The organism is Bacillus cereus group sp. BfR-BA-01379, from assembly GCF_022663605.1.
Classification (GTDB): domain Bacteria; phylum Bacillota; class Bacilli; order Bacillales; family Bacillaceae_G; genus Bacillus_A; species Bacillus_A mobilis.
In genome coordinates, this window is sequence record NZ_JAKUFT010000028.1 from 37,777 (window position 1) to 59,678 (window position 21,902).

Here is a 21,902-nt window from a genome sequence, read left to right on the forward strand (position 1 = left end):
TTAGTTCGAAAATGATGACGTCCATAGATTGAATTAGATAATAAATTTCATGTATCTAAATTGCTATTGATAATCATTTTCATTTGAACATCCTGTAAATAAGTATAGTCATTAATTCTGTGAAAATCTTGTGAATGGTGTGAGTTAATAAAATTAAAAACAAATTAGATACGGTCTCAACTAATGCACACCAGATTCATCTCCCACACGTACTAACCAATAGATTAGCACCTTATAAACCATGGTTTCTACTGCAAAAAAATGCCCATTTCCTGATAGCAATCTTCTTTTTAGAGTTTCCTTCTTTTCATATTTCACAGAAACTATTTTATTATCTTATTTTTATCAATCAACCATTGAATAGCCTCTGCCATGTATTGTTTGAATATATCTGTCTTTCTTCTCGCACTTTAACTTTTTTCTTACATACCCAATATATAAGTCTACTACATTTGGATTTACTACTACGTTATATCCCCAAACCTGATTCAAAAGCATTTCACGACTCAATATTGTATTTTTATTCTTGATTAAAAATACAAGTAAATCGTACTCACGCTTCGTAAGCGAGAGATTTTTACCATCTTTTTTCACAATATTGCTAGATGCATCAACAAAGAGATCTTTAAACTGAAAAAAGTTTATCTCATTTTGCTGATTATAGTCACTTCTTCTTAAAATAGCTTGAACTCTTGCTACTAATTCTTCTTTCACAAATGGTTTTCTAATATAATCATCTGCTCCTGCCTGTAACCCCGCTATGCAATCCTTGCTAGAAATGTTATCAGTCACAATAATGATTGGTGTCGTTTTAACAAGTCGTATTTGTCTACAAATTTCTGGTCCGGATACACTTAATGAATCCCAATCTAATATGATAATATCCCAATCTTGTTCATATACTATATTTAAACCTTGGTTTTCATTGTGAAGTTTTAAAATAAAACAGCCTTCTTTCTTTAAACCGCTTACGATTTTCTTCGCTAAAGACCGTTCATTCTTAATTACTAACACCTGCCTCACCGATGGTTCACCTCTACTTCAATATAACTTAGTTAGATAAAAAATTATCTCGAAAAAATATTTCGAAATTTATAAATATGGAATCCCTAAAAAAGCCATTATAACAGCTTATTAGGAGAACTCTATATAATCTTACAATAGATATGAATAGAAACACAAAGGATATGAAGATTTAAATACATATTATTTAATCATTAAGAGCAGCTATAGTATCTACCTACTTATCAGTAATAACTATTCCTTCAGTTTAAGTTTCAAGGGTACCGCCCCATCAACTTAAGTATTTTATAAAACTACAAACAAAAAGAACCATAACCTCGCCAATCTGGCAAAATTATGGTTCATATCATACAAAATTGTAACTTAAACTATATAATGGCCAATTATTAAATCATAAATTGGCCAACTATCAGCTTGTATTTAATAAATTTCATAACATATCTTAATTCTTATTAACCATATAATGTTCAAAACTTAATTATTTAATCGTATAATGACCAAAATGTAAAGTGATAATAAAGTTATTGAATTTTGTTATGAAATATATAAAAGCCTTGCACATTTTATTGTACTAAGGCTCTTTAAAGTTGTTTAATTTCTATCCATTTAATTGCATTTGCACCCAAAAATCAATAATAAAGTTATTTAATCCTTATTAAGCTAAAGCACCTGTTAGTTGAAGAACAACAAAATGAACTGACAAGCAACAGATATGGAAATTTGGCTAAAAAAGTTATCGATTGTATTTACTTGCTTGATTCGCAAACCGAATTGCTCCTAATTAGCCAGTCTTTGATTAGTTCTTGTACTATTTTACGTTTTTCTATTTGAAGCATGTGACCAGCACCATCTAAAATGGAAAACGTAGCATTCGGAAATTTTTCTAGAAGAAAAAGATGATCTTTATAACCACAGATTGAATCTTGTTTCCCTAGAATAATGAGTACAGGTTGTGTAAGTGTACCTACATCATTAAGCGGTTCTTCAGAAAGAAAATACCCTTTCTCTCTCCAATTTGACATTAAAAAATTTTTATTAGCTAATAATCGTCCAGGTTGGATTTCGTTTAAAAAGTAGTTAAGGTTCTCTTTATTTTGATAATTCATCAATGTTTCAAAAGCCATTCTTATATCAGAATCCAATTCTGTTAATAAATCTTCATCTTTTGTAACAACTATTTTTTTAGGAAGATCCCTATCTTTCAAATGAAGTGAAGTAGCCAACAAACAAATACTCTTTACATTTTTATGTCTATGGTGCAAAACACCTTGTGCCAAATATCCTCCAAATGAAAAACCAATAAGAGAAAATGCTTGGTTAGGAATTGTCATATCAATAAAGTTCAAAATATTTAAAAGCATATCATCTGAAGAGTTGAAATTTTCGTCAATTAAACTTCGACCGTGAGCAGGTAAATCTATATATATCCTTTGAAAACCCTGAATCTTATCAAAAATTGGCTCTATCCAGGCTTTCATAGATTTATGGTCTGTACCCATTGAATGCATTATTAATATTGGAAAGCCATCCCCTACGATTTCATAATAAATACTACCCTTTGCAACTAAGCAATCCATCGGTATTTTTCTCCCTATTCATATCGATTTTATCCAACCTATTTTATGTCAACCTACTATGATATAGTTCTGTACTAAGTTGAAAATACCTTTTGACCGCTTGAAAGAAAGATTTTTAAATAACTTTATTATTTTTTAAATGACTATGTTGTGAATTAAACAACTTTATTGTCATTCTACACAAAACGAACAAAAAATTAGCCTTTTTAAGATTCTATACCATAATAGAATAAATCATTTAATTTTAATTTTGTCCGATAACTTAATAATAAAAGAGAGTTTAATGATAATCTATAGTTTCCGCGTTCAATTAACTGAAGCCTACTATTGTCAATTTGTATTTCATAACAAAAACGCCTTCTATCTCCTTGAAAAAAATCCTGTATCCACTTATCTATAATGCCATATACTTGATTATTTTTAGGTATTTTTAGATCAGAAATTTTAATTACCATTTCTCCTAAGTTATCAGCAACCCATACATTCCATTCTTCTATATCCTTGTTAACAAATTTTAATTCTAAATTTTTATTAATACCAAGCCATTGATTACAAATTTGACAATATTCTATTGGTAGTTTTTCATGACGTGACGACTGAGAAGCCTTACATTCTACATTTGAACAAAACTGATGTAACTTTACATTGTGCTGAGAACAAATATTTAATAAATTTATTCCCCATACTAATGGCTCATAACACTTTATTCCATTATTTTTCCATTCCTCTAAACAAATCGGACACCATTTTTTTTCTTTTGTAAATAAATTTGAATAACTCATTACATTTTCCATGGTAACATTGTCATATTTTTTGGGTTAGTAATTAACCTTAGTTCTTCCAGCGATTCTACAACGAGCCCCATCGTTTTACTCATACCATTCCTCAATATCGGATAATAGGTAGAATTTAGATGTACTGATTGATTTGGATGTAATTTAATTATATAAGAAACTAAGGCATGTAATGTTACATTATGAGCATCCGCTAACCTTCTTAAATAACTTACTAGCCCTTCTACCCTATCTGTTCCAATTCCTATAGGTTCCAAGGCATAAAACTCACTCCTTTTCGACAATGAATAAACAGCTTGTTTTTCTTCAAATATTTTAATATTATTCATCCTTCATTCCGCCTACTTTATCTCTTTTAGGATTTCTAATACCAACATTCTTTTTCTTTGAATTACCCTTTTGATTTACATTTTCATTATCAAGGCCTAACTTTATCCTTACATCCAATATCTTATCTGAATTCTCTATGAAACAAGCCTCTCCCTGTGAAAGTTCATCAACAAGTTTAGATACCTTATTTATAGAAAGAGCCGTATTTCTAAGATGTTGAATTTTTAATGACTTCTCATTATTTTCTAAAGCTAACCTCAGCGCTCTTGTTAACCAATCCTTTAATATCCCTACACATCCTACTGTTCTTTCATATAAATAATCCCAATTTTCCAATAATGAAGATGATGTTTCTATAGGAAGATATTCAAAAAGACCTTTAATAACACCTAAATAATTGATGAAATCTTGTTTGTTAGATATGTCATACCTAGGGAAATGTATGTCAAAGGTTCTTCTCGCTAGTTGCCCATTTAAATTTACAAGGTTCTTAAGTTCGTATGTACCAACTAGTAATTGTGGAACTTTTGTTAGATTAGATAATGATTTAAGTGAATCTAGCTGATCCAAATACTTTCTTGCTGATGGCACTTTAGTAAAATGCTGAGCTTCATCGACAATAAACACTTTTGGTTTCCGATAATAAAAAGCATTTTCTAATGACCTTCTTAGCGCCGGAGAAGTTAAATAATGCCCCTGTCCCACTGTTACCTTATCCCTCTTTTTTGGTTCGCTATTATTTTCATATATAATTTTCTTTTCAATTAATGGCTCTTCCATAGCTCGCAGTACTCTTACATAAAAGTCCTTCCAATTAAAAATACCACTATCAGGAGATATAAGTTCTATAGATACAAAAGGAAGAATAGACCTCTCCTTCTCTAATTCATCAAATAAGTTATTTATAATTTCTTTTTTTAATTCCTCTATAAGCGTTGATTTCCCAACACCTGATGGTCCCAAAACCATAATAATTTCATTACCAGAAGGTTTCTCTATCAATGATTTAAGTTCCGACATTACTTGATTCATTTTAGGATGGATTATCTTTACTCTTTTAAACTTATTTACTTTCTCTTCTAAAGTTTGTTTCCCTGTAGGTAACATATTTTCAACCAAATTCCCCACCCCTCTTCATTAATATTTTTAGTCTTCAATGACTTTGAAGTTTGGAATATTATTCACATCAATTTTTCTTGAATCAAAATTGGATTTTTGAGAAGCTATATTCTCTTCCAATCCAATTTCTTCAAAAGTAATACGAGATTTTCGGTTTTCTTTCTCTATTAAAGCTTGATTCATTACTTTCTCATGATTTTCAATTGTTGTTATAAAACTTGCTATGTGTTTCAAATTTACTCTTCCTTTAATATTTAATTTATATCTAATTTCTTCCGTAATACATTGCAGCTGTTTATGTGTTTTCCCATCAAGAAGATAATGGTATTCTGATATGCATTTAATCCACCTCTTATTTACATATGCATATAAGATTCCAACGTTAAAAGGATCATACTTTAAATCAACCTTTGTTTTTTCCGTTTTTGGATTTTTAAATTCTTCATTCCAATACCAAACATTATTAAACACAACTCCTTTACCTGGCTGAACTAAACCTTTTCCTCTAGTTGTAGATGGCAGAGTTGATAAGATGAAAGTTTGATCATATGAAATAAAATTCATTTCTCTCTCTCCTCCCAATGCAATTCCTAGCTCAAACTGTTTTTCAGGTGTTGTTCCTAATCCAGCATGTATCGTATTTTCATAGTGCTCAATCCACTCATAAAACAAAGTATTTAACTTTTCTAACGTCCAGATTGCAGAATTTTTCGGATTTGTACTCTTGGTAACAACCCTTACCTCTTTTGTCAGCTAGGTATTTCCTTGCAAATTGTGTATGAAAGAAGAGTTAGTTGTTCCAAATAAACGTTCTATAACACTTCCAAATCTAGCTTTAGCCGGTGGTCTTATCTTTTTTATTATCCTATTTTGAGCACATAATACATCAAAATATAAGCTATGAAATTCTTTTCCACCATCAACTACAATGTTATGGGGTAATCGAAAATTTCTTCTTACATATTCTCGTAAAACCATCATAATTGAACGATGACTCGGTGGATCAAAAGTTATATAATGTATTTTTTAAAAAGGATCCTACTCCTAGCTAAGATGTTTACTACGATAATGCATCATGGAGATATTTTCTCCATAATGACAAAACGCAACGTCAAATTCATATAGATTTAACAGTTATTGCTCGAAACTCAACTAATGGAATTAAAAAAATTATTTTTAAAAATAAAAACCATGCCGAAGTTTTTGGGGGTATGATGAAGAAAAATAACTCAGTTACTTTTTTAAAAATCGAAGATAATGTATATGGGAGTAACCTTTTCTCCAACTACAATCATGAAGCACTTAGAGAATATACAATGAATGTTAACAAAAATAATCGTCGAGATGTTAGAAATATTATATTACAGAAAGACCATGCTTACAGCTTTTCATTGGTTGAAAAATTTGATGGCCAAAGATATTCTGATGGTTACGACGACATTCCTGTTGATGGATGGTGGATAAAAATTTGGAATTCATCAAATCAAAAATTTGAAATTCAAATTAATTTTCAATATAATACATAACACTTTGAGGCCGTACCAATTACGGTCTCTTTTCTGTCTAGTTAAAAATTAGATACCTTCTATATGAAAGTATCTTTTTATTCTATGCTCCATTCAATAACGAATTCCTACCCACACATACCATCTTTTTGATATAAACATACCTATTAAATACACTAAAAAGAGAAAGATACCTTATACTTCTCTTTATAACCAATTTTGTTTATTTTTTATAATTTTAATTCTTGATTCCAAGACTGTACCAAATCAGAATTCAATTCCATTTTAATAAATTCAAGTAACAATTGATGCAAATCTTCAGTAGGTTGGAATGCATCTTTATTTTTTTCTGCAATTATACGAACTAAAAGATTATTTATGAAATACTTCATTGTTGAAACTCTTTCAGATTTATCCTTCTTTATTAATTGAACAATCTCCACCACTAGTTCTTCAGTGAACTCTTCTTGATTAAACGTCCATTTATGCTTTAATACATTATTAGCTAAATTGAAATCAGAGTACTCATATACAAAAATCCAAAGACTATAATAAATTCTATATTTTAAAATCTCCTCATAACTATAGTTCATATCCAGCTTCACGTTTAAAAAATTTAATTCCTCTAAAAAAGTAAAACATAAATCCGCTTTTGTAAGTGCTTCTTCATCACCTTTAAAATCTTCGTATATTTCGCTTCTTCTCACCGCATCATACGCACGAATTAATTCAATTGGGGCATATTTTAAATTTAATTGAATATGTTTTTAGATTCCTTCAAAAACTGTTTCCTTTTTAAATTTATCCTTTAACATATCTCCCTTATACACGGTTTCTATATCTATGTACTTTGTTACTTCATATAAAATTGGGGAATATAGATTTTGATAACATTCTTTTAAAGATTTTTCCTCTTCTCGCTTTTTTGTGAAATGGTGGGAAGCATATTGTGCCATTATACCCGCGCAAGCTGTAACAAAAAATGTAGCAATAAATGCCCAATCTGTTCCTGTTATTTCTCCTAGAATCATATTTATAACTCCTCCCATTATCTTTACTTACTCTCAGAAAGTTTATATATTTCAGAAATTTATAAATAGAAATATTTCCAAAACAGAACCAATAAACCATAAACTGACCTAATATAAATAAAACCATAAATTGTCCAAAATGGCCAACTTATGGTTTAAATTACAAAAATAAAAAACCACCAAACAGTTATGTATTGGTGGAGACGGTGGGAGTCGAACCCACGTCCAAAAATATCGGCACTTAAGCTTCTACGAGTGTAGTCGATATATTAGCATTTCGCGAACTCTTCAGCCTATCGACAGGCTTCCAAGTTGCTAGTCTGATTGTTCTCTTCCTTCGCCCTCAGACGGCGAACTCCGGCGTAGTCCACTTAGTTTGAGTCCCTTACCCTACCACATGGACGATGGAGGGAGGAACCTTTAGTGCAATTAAGCAGCTAAAGAAAGATTGTTTTGTTTGCCAATTATAGGCTTTGACGTTTTAACGAGGCCGATCCCCTCGACTCGCAACCTAAGCTCGAACTATCCCTGTCGAATCCGTAACGTCCCCATGATAAAAATGGAGCATACGAAGAAAATATCGTGATAGCTACTAAGAGCTGTTTTTCAATGTGCAACAATCTTACATAAGTTATTATATCATACGCGCGCCGTTTTACAAATGTAAATATCTGTATTACATCTTTTGACGATCACGGAACGCGCGTGCAATTTCACGTTTAGCTTCTTTCTCTTTTAAATCGTTACGCTTATCATATTGCTTTTTACCTTTTGCTAAACCAAGTGCCATTTTCGCGAATCCATTTTTTAAATAAATTCTAACTGGAACTAATGCATAGCCTGTTTCTTTTGAAGCACCCGTTAACTTCTCAATTTCTTTTTTATGAAGAAGTAACTTTCTTGTACGAAGTGGATCATGATTGAAACGATTCCCTTGCTCATATGTACTAATATGCATATTATGAACCCATACTTCACCATTATGTACACGAGCAAATGCATCTTTCAAGTTCACGCGTCCAGCACGAATCGACTTAATTTCCGTTCCTTGAAGGACAAGCCCTGCCTCGTATGTTTCTTCGATGAAATAATCATGAAATGCCTTTTTATTCTGTGCAATAACCTTACCTGTACCCTTTGGCATATAACGTCCCTCCTCTATTTTTACCATTGTAACAAATGTTAATAAAAAGCGAAAGTGGCTCGCTCAGAATCCTTGGACATTGGAACTCCCGACAGAGAAGCGCTTTTTGCTTCGTCCGAGGGCGTGAAATGGCCAATGGATTCTAGCCACTGTAGCTGGATTACATTAAAAAGCGAAAGCGGCTCGCTCTCAAGCCACCAATAAAAAAGAAAAAGCCCCGCTTTTCATCAAAGCGAAGCCCTCCTTTTCTTACTTACGCTTTTTCTTTTTCTTCTTGAATCCTGGTACGTTTTCGAAGAATGCTTTTTTCTTCTTGCCGTTACCATCTTTTTTCCCTGGTTGGCTAGCGGATGCTGACGCAGAAGCGGATCCTCTTCCTTTTCCTGTGCCTGTTCCTTTTCCTTTGCCACCACGGTCAAATTTTCTACCTGTGCCACGTTCGCCGCCGCGCTCATTACTGCGCTCGCTACGTCCACCGCGTTTCTTTCTGCCTGTTCTTGGCTGTTCGATAACGACTGGGCGATCTTTGAACTTACGACGAGGTGTACCTTTCATGCCAACGATTTCAAAGTCGATTGCACGCTCGTCTTTGTTTACGTTAATAACACGAATTGTAATTTCGTCTCCGATGCGGAATACGTTACCTGTACGTTCTCCGATCATTGCGAAATGTTTCTCGTCATAACGGTAGTAATCATCCGTTAAGTAGCTAACGTGTACAAGACCTTCAATTGTATTTGGAAGCTCTACGAATAAACCGAAGTTTGTTACAGAGCTAATCATACCGTCATACTCTTCGCCGACCTTATCAACCATATACTCTGCTTTTTTCATTTCGTCTGTTTCACGTTCTGCTTCAACAGCACGGCGTTCCATATTAGAAGAATGCTCTGCAATCTCAGGTAAGTTTTCGCGCCATTTTGCTTGTGTTTCATGGTCGACTTTACCGTTAATGATGTATTCACGAATTAATCTATGAACGATCGTATCTGGGTAACGACGAATTGGTGATGTGAAATGTGTGTAGAACTCAGTTGATAAACCGAAATGTCCTAAGCTATCCGCATCGTAACGTGCTTGCTTCATTGAACGAAGCATTACTGTTGAAATAACTACTTCTTCCGGCTGTCCTTGAACCATTTCAAGAATTTGTTGGAGCGCACGAGGATGTATTTCATTCGCACGTCCTTTCACTGCATATCCGAAGTTCGTTACAAACTCGAAGAAACGTTCCAGCTTATCTTCTTTCGGATCTTCATGGACACGGTACATGAATGGTACGTTCATCCAGTGGAAGTGCTCTGCTACTGTTTCGTTCGCAACAAGCATAAATTCTTCAATTAACTTCTCTGATACAGAACGATCACGCATGACAACATCTGTCGGTTTTCCTTCTTCATCTACTAATACTTTCGCTTCTTTAAAGTCAAAGTCGATTGCACCGCGGCGCATACGTTTTTCGCGTAGAATTTGCGCTAATTGCCCCATCTCTTTAAACATCGGTACGAGCGGCTCATAGCGTTTGATTAAATCTTCGTCCTCATCTTCTAAAATGCTTCTTACGTCAGCATACGTCATACGCTCTGTCGTTTTAATCACACTTTGGAAAATCTCGTGCTTTACAACGTCACCTAAGTTGTTGATTTCCATTTCACAAGATAACGTCAGACGGTCTACTTTCGGGTTTAACGAACAAATACCGTTAGATAGACGATGCGGAATCATCGGAATTACACGGTCAACAAGATATACACTCGTCGCTCTTTCCGCTGCTTCTACATCAATTGGCGAACCTTCTTGAACGTAATGACTTACATCCGCAATATGAACGCCAAGCTTGTAATTACCGTTCTCAAGCTTCGTTACTGTAACAGCGTCATCTAAATCTTTCGCGTCTGCACCGTCAATCGTTACGATCATTTGGTCACGCAGGTCACGACGATCTTTTAAATCTTCTTCTGAAATCGTTTCTGGTACACTGTTCGCATGCTCCATCACTTCTTCAGGGAATGCTAAAGGTAAATGATGTTTATGAATGACAGATAAAATATCTACTCCTGGATCATTTTTATGACCTAGAATTTGAATTACTTCACCTTCTGCACTTAAACGGTTCTCTGGATAGCTCGTAATTTTTACAACTACTTTATGGCCTTCTACAGCTCCCATTGATGCACTTTTCAAGATAAAGATATCACTCGTCCAGCGCTTATTGTCAGGTATAACAAATCCAAAGTTTTTCGATTCTGTGTATGTACCAACTAGTTCTTTCGTGCCGCGCTCTAAAATACGTACAATTGAACCTTCTTGGCGTGATCCACTTGATTGTGCGCTAACACGTGCTAATACTGTATCGCCATGAAGTGCACCGTTTAACTCTGTAGGCGGGATAAAAAGATCATCGTCTCCCGTTTTCTTCTCGTCTGGTACAACGAATGCAAAGCCACGTGCATGACCAATTAACTTACCACGTACTAAATTCATCTTTTCAGGAAGACCGTAACGGTTGCTACGTGTACGAATAACAAGTCCCTTCTCTTCCATCGTTACAAGTGCCTTTACAAAATCTTTAAAGCCCTCAGAACCTTCAATTCCAAATGCCTCTTCTAACTCTTGTATCGTTAGCGGTTTATACGCTTCTTCTCTCATAAATAATAACAACTTATCAATATGTTCTTGTATGATTTCTTCCAAGCAGAAATACCTCCTTTAAACCCTTATATTATTTAGTGTATCCGAAAGATGGGGGATGTATAAAGCGAAACTTCAATCATCTCCCAATGATTTTTTTACAGCTTCCATAAAAAATTCCCTTATGAAAAAAAGAGGCAACTAGATCTTACCAATCTAGTTGCTCCAAGAAGTTATATACATCCTCATGTAGCTCGTCACGTTGCTTATCAAGTGTAATGACATGCGTAGAGTCTTCATACCATTTAATTTCTTTTAACGTAGATTCTACACCGTTATAAATAATGTTAGCACTATCTGTATTAATCATTTCATCATGACGTGCTTGTACAACAAATGTTGGTGCATAAATCATATCCACATTGTTACGTACGTCAGCAATTAATTGTTGTAATGCTTTTAATGTATTCATCGGTGTCTGTTGGAATTCCAACATTTCTTGTTCGATTTGCTCTGGTGATTTTTGCTCACGTTTTTTATATTCGCGGGCGTATGCCAATATACCTTGGTACATCGTTTCTTCACTCTTAATATACATTGGTGCACACATTGGTACTACACCTAAAACCGGTACTGTATAACCTAATTTTAAAGAAAATACGCCGCCAAGTGATAGTCCAGCAACAGCAATTTTCTCAAAGCCTTTATCTTTTAAAAGCTGATATGCCTCCATTACGTCTTGCCACCAATCTTCAGGACCTGTATGAACAAGCTCTTCTGGTGGTACACCGTGCCCTTTAAAAATTGGTGCATGACAAGTGTAGCCTTTCTTTTCTAAGAAACGCCCTAACATACGTACATCAGCTGAGTTTCCTGTGAAACCATGTAGTAATAAAACAGCGCGGTCTCCACCCTCAAATGTAAATGGTTTCGGAGATGCTAATTTCATCATGTACTTCTCCTCTTTCTCTTCTGTAATCTAGTCGTATTCTTTCTATATCTTAGTGTACCATATTTATATTTCTATAATCTAATTAGAAACATCTTTCAAATGGCAAAATAAAAAAAGAAGAACCATTAGTACAACTTACTAACGCTTCTTCTTTCAATTCTATAAATTTAAGTACGTAACAGCAATTGTTAATACGAAGAATAGAACGGCTAAAACAATTGTAATACGGTTTAATACTGCTTCAATTCCACGTGCTTTTTGCTTACCAAATAATTGCTCTGCACCGCCTGAAATTGCACCTGAAAGGCCTGAGCTATTACTAGACTGCATAAGTACCATAACAATCATTAAAATCGATACAATAATAAGTAAAACGGATAATAACGTATGCACTTGGCGTACCTCCTACAAAGATTCAGTTATTTTAACTGTAGCATAAATTCTATAGAAAAGCGAGAGCTATAGAGTCGCTCTCGCTTTTCTTCTATTACATAAACATCATTGCAAATAACGGCCCGAGCAAACATGTCAAAATTGCTGTTAATGTCATTGTTACCGATCCAATAACACCTTCATGTTCATTATTTTTCATCGCTCTCATGACACCCATAATATGAGAAGCACATCCAAATCCGATACCTTTACCAACTGAGTTTGTAACGCGGCTCCATTTTAATAAAAGCGGGCCGGTAATCGTTCCAGTAATACCTGCGATAACAACAAAAGCTGCTGTTAATGACGGTACACCACCAACTTGCTCTGAAACACTCATTGCAACTGGCATTGTCACCGATTTTGGTAAAGAAGATAAAATTAAGCTTTTATCCGTTCCCATAAGTGTTGCAATGGCAAAATCACTCGCAATGGCAACTGTTGTACCTACTAATACGCCACCAGCAATCGGTACAACATACTTTTGAAGAACGTGACGTTGTTTATAAAGAGGAATTGCAAATGCTACAACACCGGGTCCGAGCAGTTTGGCAATCCAGCCGCCACCACTTTCCATATAATGTTGATATGGTATATCAAGCATGATAAATAAGAAAGCCATTAATCCTGTTGCTACAAGCATTGGAATGGTGAATGGTGTTGGAAATAATTTATAGATTTTTTTAGATAATTGGTATAATAGCACCGTAAAAAGAACCCAACCAATTCCGATTAATATTTGGCTCATCGCGACTCTCTTTCCTTTCTATTCGCAAGATATTGTCCTGTATGTCCTGCGACAATAATAATTAAAAATGTACTCGCTACAATTGTAATGAAAAGAGAAATTCCTTTACTCATAAAAAAAGCACCGTAATTCATTAGGCCAAGCGTTGGCGGAATTAATAAAAACGGCATAATAGCAACGAGTGTTTCTGCTCCTAAATCGAACCATTTCACTGGAAGAACTTTTAGGCTAAGTAAAACAAGTAAGAGGAACATCCCAATCAAACTTCCTGGAATGGGGATATTTAACATTTCTTGCACCCAAGTTCCAACCATATAAAAGACGTAAAGAGCAGCAATTTGGACAAGAATCTTTGTAAATTTCATGTTCATCATCCCTCATGTTTATACGATCTTCTCTTAATATCTTTATCATAGTATAAATTGTAAAAAGCTGCAATTTATCACCTTGACAGCAAAAACAGCCTATGTTAGACGCTTACAACCTTGATATGACTGGATTTCTGCGTAGAAATTAAGTCAAAAACCTTGACCTAATATAAGAAGTTTTTATTTTCTGAATTTATAAGGTTGTTATTTCAATAAAATAATCTTTTTATCCTTAAGCTTACATATATATGAATAAGATAGGTGGTGAACATATGCCCAAAAAAGTTCTTATTTTTTGTGATCCTGGGATTGATGATGCGATGGCCCTCCTCTTAGCATTCTTTATCAATGAAATAGAAATCATCGGCATTGTTGCTGATTACGGCAATGTTCCAAAAGAAATGGCCGTACAAAATGCTCATTTTCTTAAGCACGAAACAAAAAATAGAAATATTAAAGTATTTGGTGGTTCAGAGCAACCGCTTACTGGTGCCCCTCCTGCTTTCTTTACGAATGTACACGGGAAACAAGGGCTCGGGCCAATTATTCCAAAGGAGAATGTCACTAACGGAGAAATGGAGAATTTTTTTGAAGTTATCCCTCTTATTGAGCAACATAAAGATGAATTAATCATTGTAAGTTTAGGAAGACTTACCTCACTCGCCATTTTATTCATCCTATGTAAACAGCTAATGAAGCAAATTAAATCTTACTATGTAATGGGCGGTGCCTTTTTACATCCTGGTAATGTGACACCTATTTCCGAAGCAAACTTTTATGGCGATCCTACTGCCGCTAATATAGTCCTTCAATCCACAGCTAACATGTATATATACCCGTTAAACGTCACTCAATATTCCGTCATTACACCAGAAATGGCTGAATACATCGAAGCAAAAGGAAAAGCCCCACTTGTCAAACCGTTATTTGATCATTATTACTACGGATATTATAAAAATGCCTTACCAGATTTAAAAGGAAGCCCCTTTCATGACACAATGCCAATACTCGCTTTACTTGATAACTCTATGTTTACGTATCACAAATCACCTATCGTTGTCATGACGGAATCCTATGCACAAGGAGCAAGCATTGGAGAATTTCGCTCTTTAGGAGAATCTAAACCATTTACCGATTGGCCGAGTCATCAAATTGCAATTGATTTTGATTATAACCGTTTCTTTAAACATTTCATGTCACTTATGACGGATGAGCAATTTTAAGCATAAAAAAACAGACCGTGATTTCTCACGGTCTGTCGTTATTTTCTACAATTATCGTTTGATGTTGTAGAAAGATTTGATACCATCGTAAACAGCGATTTCGCCTAGTTCGTCTTCGATGCGTAATAATTGGTTGTACTTAGCAATACGGTCAGTACGGCTCATAGAACCAGTTTTGATTTGGCCAGCGTTAGTTGCAACTGCGATGTCAGCGATTGTAGCATCTTCAGTTTCACCAGAACGGTGAGATACAACTGCTGTGTAACCAGCACGTTTAGCCATTTCGATAGCTTCGAAAGTCTCAGTTAAAGTACCGATTTGGTTAACTTTAATTAAGATTGAGTTAGAGATACCTTTTTCGATACCTTCAGCAAGTTTTTGTGTGTTAGTTACGAATAAGTCGTCACCAACTAATTGTACTTTATCACCGATACGCTCAGTTAATAATTTGTGACCATCCCAGTCGTTTTCGTCTAAACCATCTTCGATAGAGATGATTGGGAAGTCTTTGCAAAGCTCTTCGTAGAAATCAACCATTTCTGCAGAAGTTAAGCCAGTACGGCCTTCGCCTGCAAGGTCATATTTACCAGTTTCTTTGTTGTAGAACTCAGAAGAAGCAACGTCCATTCCTAAGAATACGTTCTCGCCAGCTTTGTAACCAGCTTTTTCGATAGCTTCGATGATTACTTCTAATGCTTCACGGTTAGAACCAAGGTTCGGAGCGAATCCACCTTCGTCACCTACTGCAGTGTTAAGACCTTTGTCATGTAATACAGCTTTAAGTGCATGGAATACTTCAGCACCCATACGGATTGATTCTTTGAATGTTGGAGCACCAACTGGTAAGATCATGAACTCTTGGAAGTCTACGTTGTTATCAGCGTGAGAACCACCGTTGATGATGTTCATCATTGGAGTTGGTAATTGTTTTGCATTGAATCCACCAAGGTAACGGTATAATGGAAGACCTACGAAGTCAGCTGCTGCGTGAGCTACTGCCATAGATACACCAAGGATAGCGTTAGCGCCTAGTTTACCTTTGTTTGGAGTGCCATCTAATTCGATCATAGCACGGTCGATACCAGCTTGGTCAGTTACATCGAAACCAACGATTTCTGGAGCGATTGCTTCGTTAACGTTGTTTACTGCGTTAATAACACCTTTACCAAGGTAACGAGATTTGTCACCGTCACGTAATTCTACTGCTTCGTGCTCACCAGTAGATGCACCACTTGGTACGATAGCGCGTCCGAAAGCGCCGCTTTCTGTGTAAACTTCTACTTCTACAGTTGGGTTACCACGAGAGTCAAGGACTTCGCGAGCATAAACATCAATAATTGTTGACATAATAAATTCTCTCCTTTTTATATAAGCAAATTATTTAATAATTGTTTTACCTGTCATTTCTTTCGGTTGTTCCACATTTAAAAGTGTAAGCATTGTTGGGGCAATATCTCCTAAAATACCACCTTCACGAAGCTCTACGTCATTTTTTGTAACGATGAAAGGAACCGGGTTAGTTGTATGAGCTGTCATTGGTCCACCATCAGCAGTTAACTCCTGATCAGCATTACCATGGTCAGCAGTAATAAGTGCTACACCATCTTTTGCAAGAATCGCTTCTACAACTTTTCCTAAACATTCGTCAGTTGCTTCTACTGCTTTAATTGTTGGTTCCATCATCCCAGAATGGCCAACCATATCACAGTTCGCAAAGTTAAGAATGATAACATCATGTTTATCATTTTCGATTTCATTTACTAAAGCGTCCGTTACTTCGTAAATGCTCATTTCAGGTTTCAAGTCATACGTTGCAACCTTCGGTGAGTTAATTAAGATACGCTCTTCTCCTGGGAATTCAGCCTCACGACCACCGCTAAAGAAGAATGTAACGTGCGGATACTTTTCAGTTTCCGCGATGCGAAGTTGCTTTAATCCCGCTTGCGCAACAACTTCACCTAATGTGTTATCAAGGTTCATTGGCTTGAATGCCACGTAACCATCTACAGTTTCACTGAAATGTGTCATACAAACGAATTCAGGAATGCGAGGTACTTTTTCACCACGATCGAACTCACGGAAGTCTTCGTTTGTAAATACACGAGCAATTTGAATTGCACGGTCTGGACGGAAGTTATAGAAGATAACTGCATCATCATCATTGATTGTTGCAACTGGCGTGTTATCTTCGTTAACAATTACAGACGGCAATACGAATTCATCGTAGATACCATTTGCATAAGAGTCTTCTACACACTCTTCTGCTGATTTATAAGTAGGGCCTTCACCATTCACCATAGCACTGTAACATTTTTCTACGCGATCCCAACGCTTGTCACGGTCCATAGAGTAATAACGACCAGAGATAGTCGCGAATTGTCCTACTCCTGTTTCTTTAATCACTTCATTTGTTGCATCGATATAACCTTTTGCTGTTTGTGGTCCAACATCGCGGCCATCTAGGAATGCATGGATATAAACTTTCTCCACGCCTTCTTTTGCTGCTAAGCGAAGAAGAGCAAACATATGGTTCATGTGACTGTGCACACCACCATCAGAAAGTAAACCGAATAAATGAAGAGCAGTACCTTTTTCTTTTACGCTTTTAATTGCATTTTGGAACGTTTCGTTCTGATCGAACTCGCCTTCACGAATTGCAACGTTTACGCGTGTTAAGCTTTGATATACAATGCGGCCAGCACCGATATTTAAGTGACCAACCTCAGAGTTACCCATTTGGCCTTCTGGAAGACCCACTTCCTCGCCACAAGCTGTAAGCGTTGTGTGAGGGAATTTGTTCCAGTAACCATCAAAATTAGGTTTCTTAGCTTGTGCTACAGCATTCCCGTGAGTTTCTTCACGTAGTCCGAAACCATCAAGAATGATTAAAGCTGTTGGCTTTCTCATTTTACCGCCCCCAGAAGACCTAAGAACGAAGCAGGCTCTAAGCTAGCACCGCCAACTAAAGCGCCGTCGATGTCAGATTGTGCCATATACTCTTTAATGTTTTCTGGTTTTACGCTACCGCCGTATTGAATACGAACAGCTTCTGCAGCTTCTGGAGAAACAGCTTCTGCAACAACTTTACGGATGTGCGCACATACTTCGTTTGCATCTGCAGAAGAAGAAGATTTACCTGTACCGATAGCCCAGATTGGCTCATAAGCGATAACAGTTGCTTTAACTTGCTCTTCTGTTAAACCTGCAAGTGCTTTTGTCACTTGACCTGCTACTAGATCAAATGTTTTTCCGCTTTCGCGCTCTTCTAAAGTCTCACCACAACATACGATTGGTGTTAAACCATGTTCAAATGCTGCAAGAGTCTTTTTGTTTACTGACTCGTCTGTTTCAGCAAACATTTCACGACGCTCAGAGTGGCCAAGTACTACGTAGCCTACTTTTAAGTCGCTAAGTGCTACTGGGCTAATTTCGCCAGTGAATGCACCATTTTTTTCGAAGTGCATATTTTGTGCACCTACTTGTAAGTCAGTTCCTTCAGTCGCTGCTACTAAACGCTCTAAGAATAGAGCTGGAGAGCAAACTACTGCATCAACAGCTGAAGCTGCTGGGATTTGACCTTTAACTTCCTCTACGAAGCTAACTGCTTCAGATAGAGTTTTATTCATTTTCCAGTTACCTGCGATAATTGGTTTACGCATGCTTTGCACCGTCCTTTTTCTTTGGCTGCTACTTATTTGTCGTTAAGACAAACTACACCTGGAAGCTCTTTACCTTCCATGAATTCTAATGACGCACCGCCGCCAGTAGAAATGTGGCTCATTTTATCAGCCATACCGAATTTTTCAACAGCTGCTGCAGAGTCACCACCGCCGATAACAGAGTATGTATCTTCTGCATCTGCTAATGCTTGTCCTACTGCTTTTGTACCTTCTGCGAATGGAGTCATTTCGAATACACCCATTGGTCCATTCCATACAACAAGCTTAGAATTTTTAATTACATCTGCATAAATTTCACGTGTTTTAGGACCGATGTCCACGCCTTCCCAAGTAGAAGGGATAGAGTCGATACCTACGATTTGAGTTGTTGCAGTTTCAGAGAATTCCTCTGTGATTACAACATCAACTGGCATGTAGAAGTTTACGCCTTTTTCTTTTGCAAGTTGCATAAATTCTTTAGCTAGTTCGATCTTGTCGTCTTCACATAGAGATAGACCAATTTCATGACCTAAAGCTTTAACGAATGTGTAAGCAAGTCCGCCACCGATGATTAAGTTATCTACTTTGTCTAATAGATGACGAATTACACCGATTTTATCTTTTACTTTCGCACCACCGATGATAGCTGTGAATGGACGTTCTGGATTAGAAAGTGCTTTTCCAAGTACATCTAACTCTTTTTCCATTAATAGACCAGATACTGCTGGTAGGTAGTCTGCGATTCCTGCTGTAGAAGCGTGAGCACGGTGAGCTGCACCGAATGCATCGTTTACGAAGATATCAGCAAGTGCTGCAAATTCTTTCGCAAGTTCTGCATCGTTCTTTTCTTCGCCCGCATAGAAACGTACGTTTTCAAGAACTAATACGTCGCCTTCGTTCATTGCTGCAACCATTTCTTGTGCAACTGGTCCGAATGCTTCGTCTGCTTTTTTAACATCTTTACCAAGAAGCTCGCCTAAACGTGCTGCTACTGGAGTAAGACGTAATTCTTCTACTGCTTGACCTTTTGGACGGCCTAAATGACTTGCTAAAATAACTTTCGCACCTTGCTCTACTAAATATTGAATTGTAGGAAGAGCTGCACGGATACGAGTTTCATCTGTAATTTTGCCTTCTTTCATAGGTACGTTGAAATCAACGCGGCAAAATACACGCTTACCTTTTAAATCTACGTCACGAATTGATTTTTTGTTCATTGGATTTCCCTCCGACTACTAGTTAGGATTGACAAAACCCACTCAAAAGCTTAACACATTTGCTTTTAAAACGAAAGAAGAGAGAGAGGGAACAAACCCTCTCCCTCGTTTTGTCATTTATTACTTATATAATTAAGAATTAAAGACCTTTAGAAGTCATGTATGCTGCTAGGTCTACTACGCGGTTAGAGTAACCAGTTTCGTTATCGTACCAAGAAAGTACTTTAACCATGTTACCTTCCATTACCATTGTAGATAATGCATCGATTGTAGAAGAAGCAGTACATCCGTTATAGTCGATAGATACTAATGGCTCTTCGCTGTATCCAAGGATACCTTTTAATTCGCCTTCAGCTGCTGCTTTGAATGCTGCGTTTACATCTTCAACTGTTACTTCTTTGTCAAGTTCAACAACTAAGTCAACAAGAGAAACGTTAGCAGTTGGAACACGTACAGCGCCACCGTTTAATTTACCTTTAAGTTCTGGTAATACTAATGCTACAGCTTTAGCTGCACCAGTAGAAGTTGGGATCATGTTTTCAGCTGCTGCACGAGCACGACGTAAATCTTTGTGTGGTAAGTCTAAGATTTGTTGGTCGTTAGTGTAAGAGTGAATTGTTGTCATCATTCCGCGTTTTACGCCGAATTTTTCGTTTAATACTTTAGCGAATGGAGCTAGACAGTTTGTAGTACAAGAAGCATTAGATACTACGTTGTGGTTAGCTGCATCGTATTGTTCGTGGTTAACACCCATAACTACAGTGATATCTTCGTCAGAAGCTGGAGCTGAGATGATAACTTTCTTAACTGATCCACCTAAGTGTTTTTCAGCGTCTGATTTTTTAGTGAAACGGCCAGTAGATTCTACTACTACTTCTACTCCGTAGTCGCTCCATGGTAATTGAGCTGGGTCGCGCTCAGCGATAACTTTAATTTCTTTACCGTTAACAACGATGCTGTTTTCGTTAGCAGATACTTCTGCATTTAAAGTTCCGTGAACTGTGTCATATTTTAAAAGGTGAGCTAATGTTTTAGCATCTGTTAAGTCGTTGATTGCTACTACTTCTACCTCAGAGTTGTTAAGAGCTGCGCGGAATACGTTACGTCCGATACGTCCAAATCCATTAATACCAATTTTAGTCATTTGAATTTCCTCCTTGGGGGATTATATTAAAGGGTAATACCCTTTGTTAACTGTTTTGCTGCACCTTCATCTGTAATTAGAATTGAAGTGTGCCCTTGTTTAATTACAGCCTGTATTGCCTTTGCCTTTGAAGAACCTCCAGCGACTGCAACAACGTGAGATACATGTTGTAAATCCTCAAGTTGCATACCAACTGTTCTTACTTTATGAACAACATTTCCTTGTTCATTAAAGTAGTAACCGAAAGCTTCGCCTACTGCTTCGCTTGCTTGAATCTTTAACCAATCTGCTTCTGAAGTATTTCTGCGACGTGCCATTGTTAACGCATCACCTATTCCATGAATGACGATATTGGAAGATCGAATCAACTCAAGAACTTCTTTCACGGAAGGCTCTGTCACAATAGACGCATATGCTTCGCTACTAACATGGTCTGGAACATACAATAAGCGATAATTACTCATCGTATTTTGCGCCATCTTGGCACAAATGGTATTGGCTTCTAATTCGACGCCTTCTCCAATTCCACCACGTGCTGGGACAAATAGCATATGTAAATCTTTGCAATCAAGCTGCATCATGTCCGCAGCAGCAGCTAGCGTAGTTCCTCCAGCCACAGCAACGATATTATTCGCTGTCAGACGGTCTTTTATACAAGTCACACAAGCACGGCCCATCTCCAGTTTGACCCAAGGCGATTCATCACTATCACCAGGGACAACGAAAACTTCATCCAAGTCTAATGTTTCCTTAAGTTGCTTTTCTAAAACCTTTAACCCGGAAATTTCTTTCATAAAGTCTTCCAAAGCAAGAACTAAAGCTGTTCCTTCTTCTGTCAAAGTCATTCCAGAAGAAGCGACGTGAACTAAGTTTTGTTCTTTCAAAACTTGAACTTCACTTCGCAATACTCGTTCTGTCATACCGAGACTCGCTGACAAGTTTCTTCTTCCAATCGGCTGCATGAGCCTAATGTATTGAAGAATTTGCATTCTCGTTTGCATAACA

22 protein-coding genes and 1 other RNA gene are annotated in these 21,902 nt (G+C 36.5%); 2 read left to right on the top strand and 21 right to left on the bottom strand.

All coding sequences use genetic code 11. The features are described from left to right. Window positions 1-345 precede the first annotated feature (345 nt). The 6 genes from MR113_RS12950 to MR113_RS12975 all read right to left on the bottom strand — a co-directional run bounded on the left by MR113_RS12950 (window position 346) and on the right by MR113_RS12975 (window position 5,407). Window positions 346-1,023 carry a response regulator transcription factor gene (locus MR113_RS12950; RefSeq protein WP_242254655.1) on the bottom strand — a complete coding sequence of 226 codons (678 nt, stop codon included), beginning with the start codon at window positions 1,021-1,023 and terminating at the stop codon, window positions 346-348. A gap of 746 nt (window positions 1,024-1,769) precedes the next feature. Beyond that, on the bottom strand, window positions 1,770-2,600 hold the full coding sequence (locus tag MR113_RS12955) for an alpha/beta fold hydrolase (protein ID WP_242254657.1): 831 nt from the start codon (window positions 2,598-2,600) through the stop codon (window positions 1,770-1,772). 206 nt (window positions 2,601-2,806) lie between these two features. Further along, a complete protein-coding gene (locus MR113_RS12960; RefSeq protein WP_242254658.1) occupies window positions 2,807-3,394 on the bottom strand; it encodes a TniQ family protein in 588 nt (195 codons plus the stop codon). Beyond that, on the bottom strand, window positions 3,382-3,723 hold the full coding sequence (locus MR113_RS12965; protein ID WP_242254660.1) for a TniQ family protein: 342 nt from the start codon (window positions 3,721-3,723) through the stop codon (window positions 3,382-3,384). The genes MR113_RS12960 and MR113_RS12965 overlap by 13 nt, the downstream gene beginning before the upstream one ends. Continuing rightward, window positions 3,716-4,843 (bottom strand): AAA family ATPase, encoded by a 1,128-nt coding sequence (locus MR113_RS12970; RefSeq protein ID WP_242254663.1) that lies wholly within the window; start codon window positions 4,841-4,843, stop codon window positions 3,716-3,718. The genes MR113_RS12965 and MR113_RS12970 overlap by 8 nt, the downstream gene beginning before the upstream one ends. Window positions 4,844-4,870: 27 nt before the next feature. Beyond that, on the bottom strand, window positions 4,871-5,407 hold the full coding sequence (locus tag MR113_RS12975; protein ID WP_242254665.1) for a Mu transposase C-terminal domain-containing protein: 537 nt from the start codon (window positions 5,405-5,407) through the stop codon (window positions 4,871-4,873). A 650-nt stretch (window positions 5,408-6,057) separates the two neighbouring features. Here MR113_RS12975 and MR113_RS12980 point away from each other — a divergent pair. After that, window positions 6,058-6,369 carry a hypothetical protein gene (locus MR113_RS12980; protein ID WP_242254668.1) on the top strand — a complete coding sequence of 104 codons (312 nt, stop codon included), beginning with the start codon at window positions 6,058-6,060 and terminating at the stop codon, window positions 6,367-6,369. Between the two features lie 209 nt (window positions 6,370-6,578). Here MR113_RS12980 and MR113_RS12985 read toward each other — a convergent pair whose 3' ends face one another. From MR113_RS12985 to MR113_RS13025, 9 genes are all read right to left on the bottom strand, one after another. After that, a complete protein-coding gene (locus tag MR113_RS12985; protein WP_242254669.1) occupies window positions 6,579-7,055 on the bottom strand; it encodes a hypothetical protein in 477 nt (158 codons plus the stop codon). A gap of 60 nt (window positions 7,056-7,115) precedes the next feature. Next, the gene (locus MR113_RS12990) at window positions 7,116-7,379 is read right to left on the bottom strand and encodes a hypothetical protein (protein ID WP_242254671.1); all 264 of its coding nucleotides are present in this window, start codon (window positions 7,377-7,379) and stop codon (window positions 7,116-7,118) included. Between the two features lie 195 nt (window positions 7,380-7,574). Then, window positions 7,575-7,929, bottom strand: a transfer-messenger RNA (tmRNA) gene (gene ssrA / locus MR113_RS12995). Window positions 7,930-8,055: 126 nt separating this feature from the next. Then, window positions 8,056-8,523 carry an SsrA-binding protein gene (gene smpB, locus MR113_RS13000; protein ID WP_001123922.1) on the bottom strand — a complete coding sequence of 156 codons (468 nt, stop codon included), beginning with the start codon at window positions 8,521-8,523 and terminating at the stop codon, window positions 8,056-8,058. A gap of 249 nt (window positions 8,524-8,772) precedes the next feature. After that, a complete protein-coding gene (rnr, locus tag MR113_RS13005; RefSeq protein WP_242254673.1) occupies window positions 8,773-11,217 on the bottom strand; it encodes a ribonuclease R in 2,445 nt (814 codons plus the stop codon). 145 nt (window positions 11,218-11,362) lie between these two features. Next, a complete protein-coding gene (gene estA, locus MR113_RS13010) occupies window positions 11,363-12,103 on the bottom strand; it encodes a carboxylesterase (protein WP_170956838.1) in 741 nt (246 codons plus the stop codon). 162 nt (window positions 12,104-12,265) lie between these two features. Beyond that, window positions 12,266-12,499 (bottom strand): preprotein translocase subunit SecG, encoded by a 234-nt coding sequence (gene secG / locus MR113_RS13015; protein WP_000557263.1) that lies wholly within the window; start codon window positions 12,497-12,499, stop codon window positions 12,266-12,268. Between the two features lie 94 nt (window positions 12,500-12,593). Further along, entirely contained in the window at window positions 12,594-13,286 is a 693-nt protein-coding gene (locus tag MR113_RS13020) for an LrgB family protein (protein ID WP_097817368.1), read from the bottom strand. Further along, on the bottom strand, window positions 13,283-13,651 hold the full coding sequence (locus MR113_RS13025; RefSeq protein ID WP_000673220.1) for a CidA/LrgA family holin-like protein: 369 nt from the start codon (window positions 13,649-13,651) through the stop codon (window positions 13,283-13,285). The genes MR113_RS13020 and MR113_RS13025 overlap by 4 nt, the downstream gene beginning before the upstream one ends. Window positions 13,652-13,926: 275 nt before the next feature. On the opposite strand from MR113_RS13025, the gene MR113_RS13030 reads away from it, so the two are divergent. Next, window positions 13,927-14,877 (top strand): nucleoside hydrolase, encoded by a 951-nt coding sequence (locus tag MR113_RS13030; protein ID WP_242254674.1) that lies wholly within the window; start codon window positions 13,927-13,929, stop codon window positions 14,875-14,877. 51 nt (window positions 14,878-14,928) lie between these two features. Here MR113_RS13030 and eno read toward each other — a convergent pair whose 3' ends face one another. The 6 genes from eno to cggR form a co-directional block, all read right to left on the bottom strand. Then, window positions 14,929-16,224 carry a phosphopyruvate hydratase gene (gene eno, locus MR113_RS13035; protein ID WP_242254676.1) on the bottom strand — a complete coding sequence of 432 codons (1,296 nt, stop codon included), beginning with the start codon at window positions 16,222-16,224 and terminating at the stop codon, window positions 14,929-14,931. A 30-nt stretch (window positions 16,225-16,254) separates the two neighbouring features. Continuing rightward, window positions 16,255-17,784: a 2,3-bisphosphoglycerate-independent phosphoglycerate mutase gene (gpmI, locus tag MR113_RS13040; protein ID WP_242254678.1), complete on the bottom strand. Its 1,530-nt coding sequence runs from the start codon at window positions 17,782-17,784 to the stop codon at window positions 16,255-16,257. After that, a complete protein-coding gene (gene tpiA / locus MR113_RS13045; RefSeq protein ID WP_001231042.1) occupies window positions 17,781-18,536 on the bottom strand; it encodes a triose-phosphate isomerase in 756 nt (251 codons plus the stop codon). Before tpiA ends, gpmI begins: the two co-directional genes overlap by 4 nt. A 32-nt stretch (window positions 18,537-18,568) precedes the next feature. Then, window positions 18,569-19,753: a phosphoglycerate kinase gene (locus MR113_RS13050; protein WP_001036333.1), complete on the bottom strand. Its 1,185-nt coding sequence runs from the start codon at window positions 19,751-19,753 to the stop codon at window positions 18,569-18,571. A gap of 139 nt (window positions 19,754-19,892) precedes the next feature. Next, window positions 19,893-20,897, bottom strand: a complete 1,005-nt coding sequence (gene gap / locus MR113_RS13055; protein ID WP_000161234.1) for a type I glyceraldehyde-3-phosphate dehydrogenase — start codon at window positions 20,895-20,897, stop codon at window positions 19,893-19,895. A gap of 26 nt (window positions 20,898-20,923) precedes the next feature. Beyond that, on the bottom strand, window positions 20,924-21,902 hold a 979-nt coding region (gene cggR / locus MR113_RS13060), incomplete at its 5' end, for a sugar-binding transcriptional regulator (RefSeq protein ID WP_242254680.1).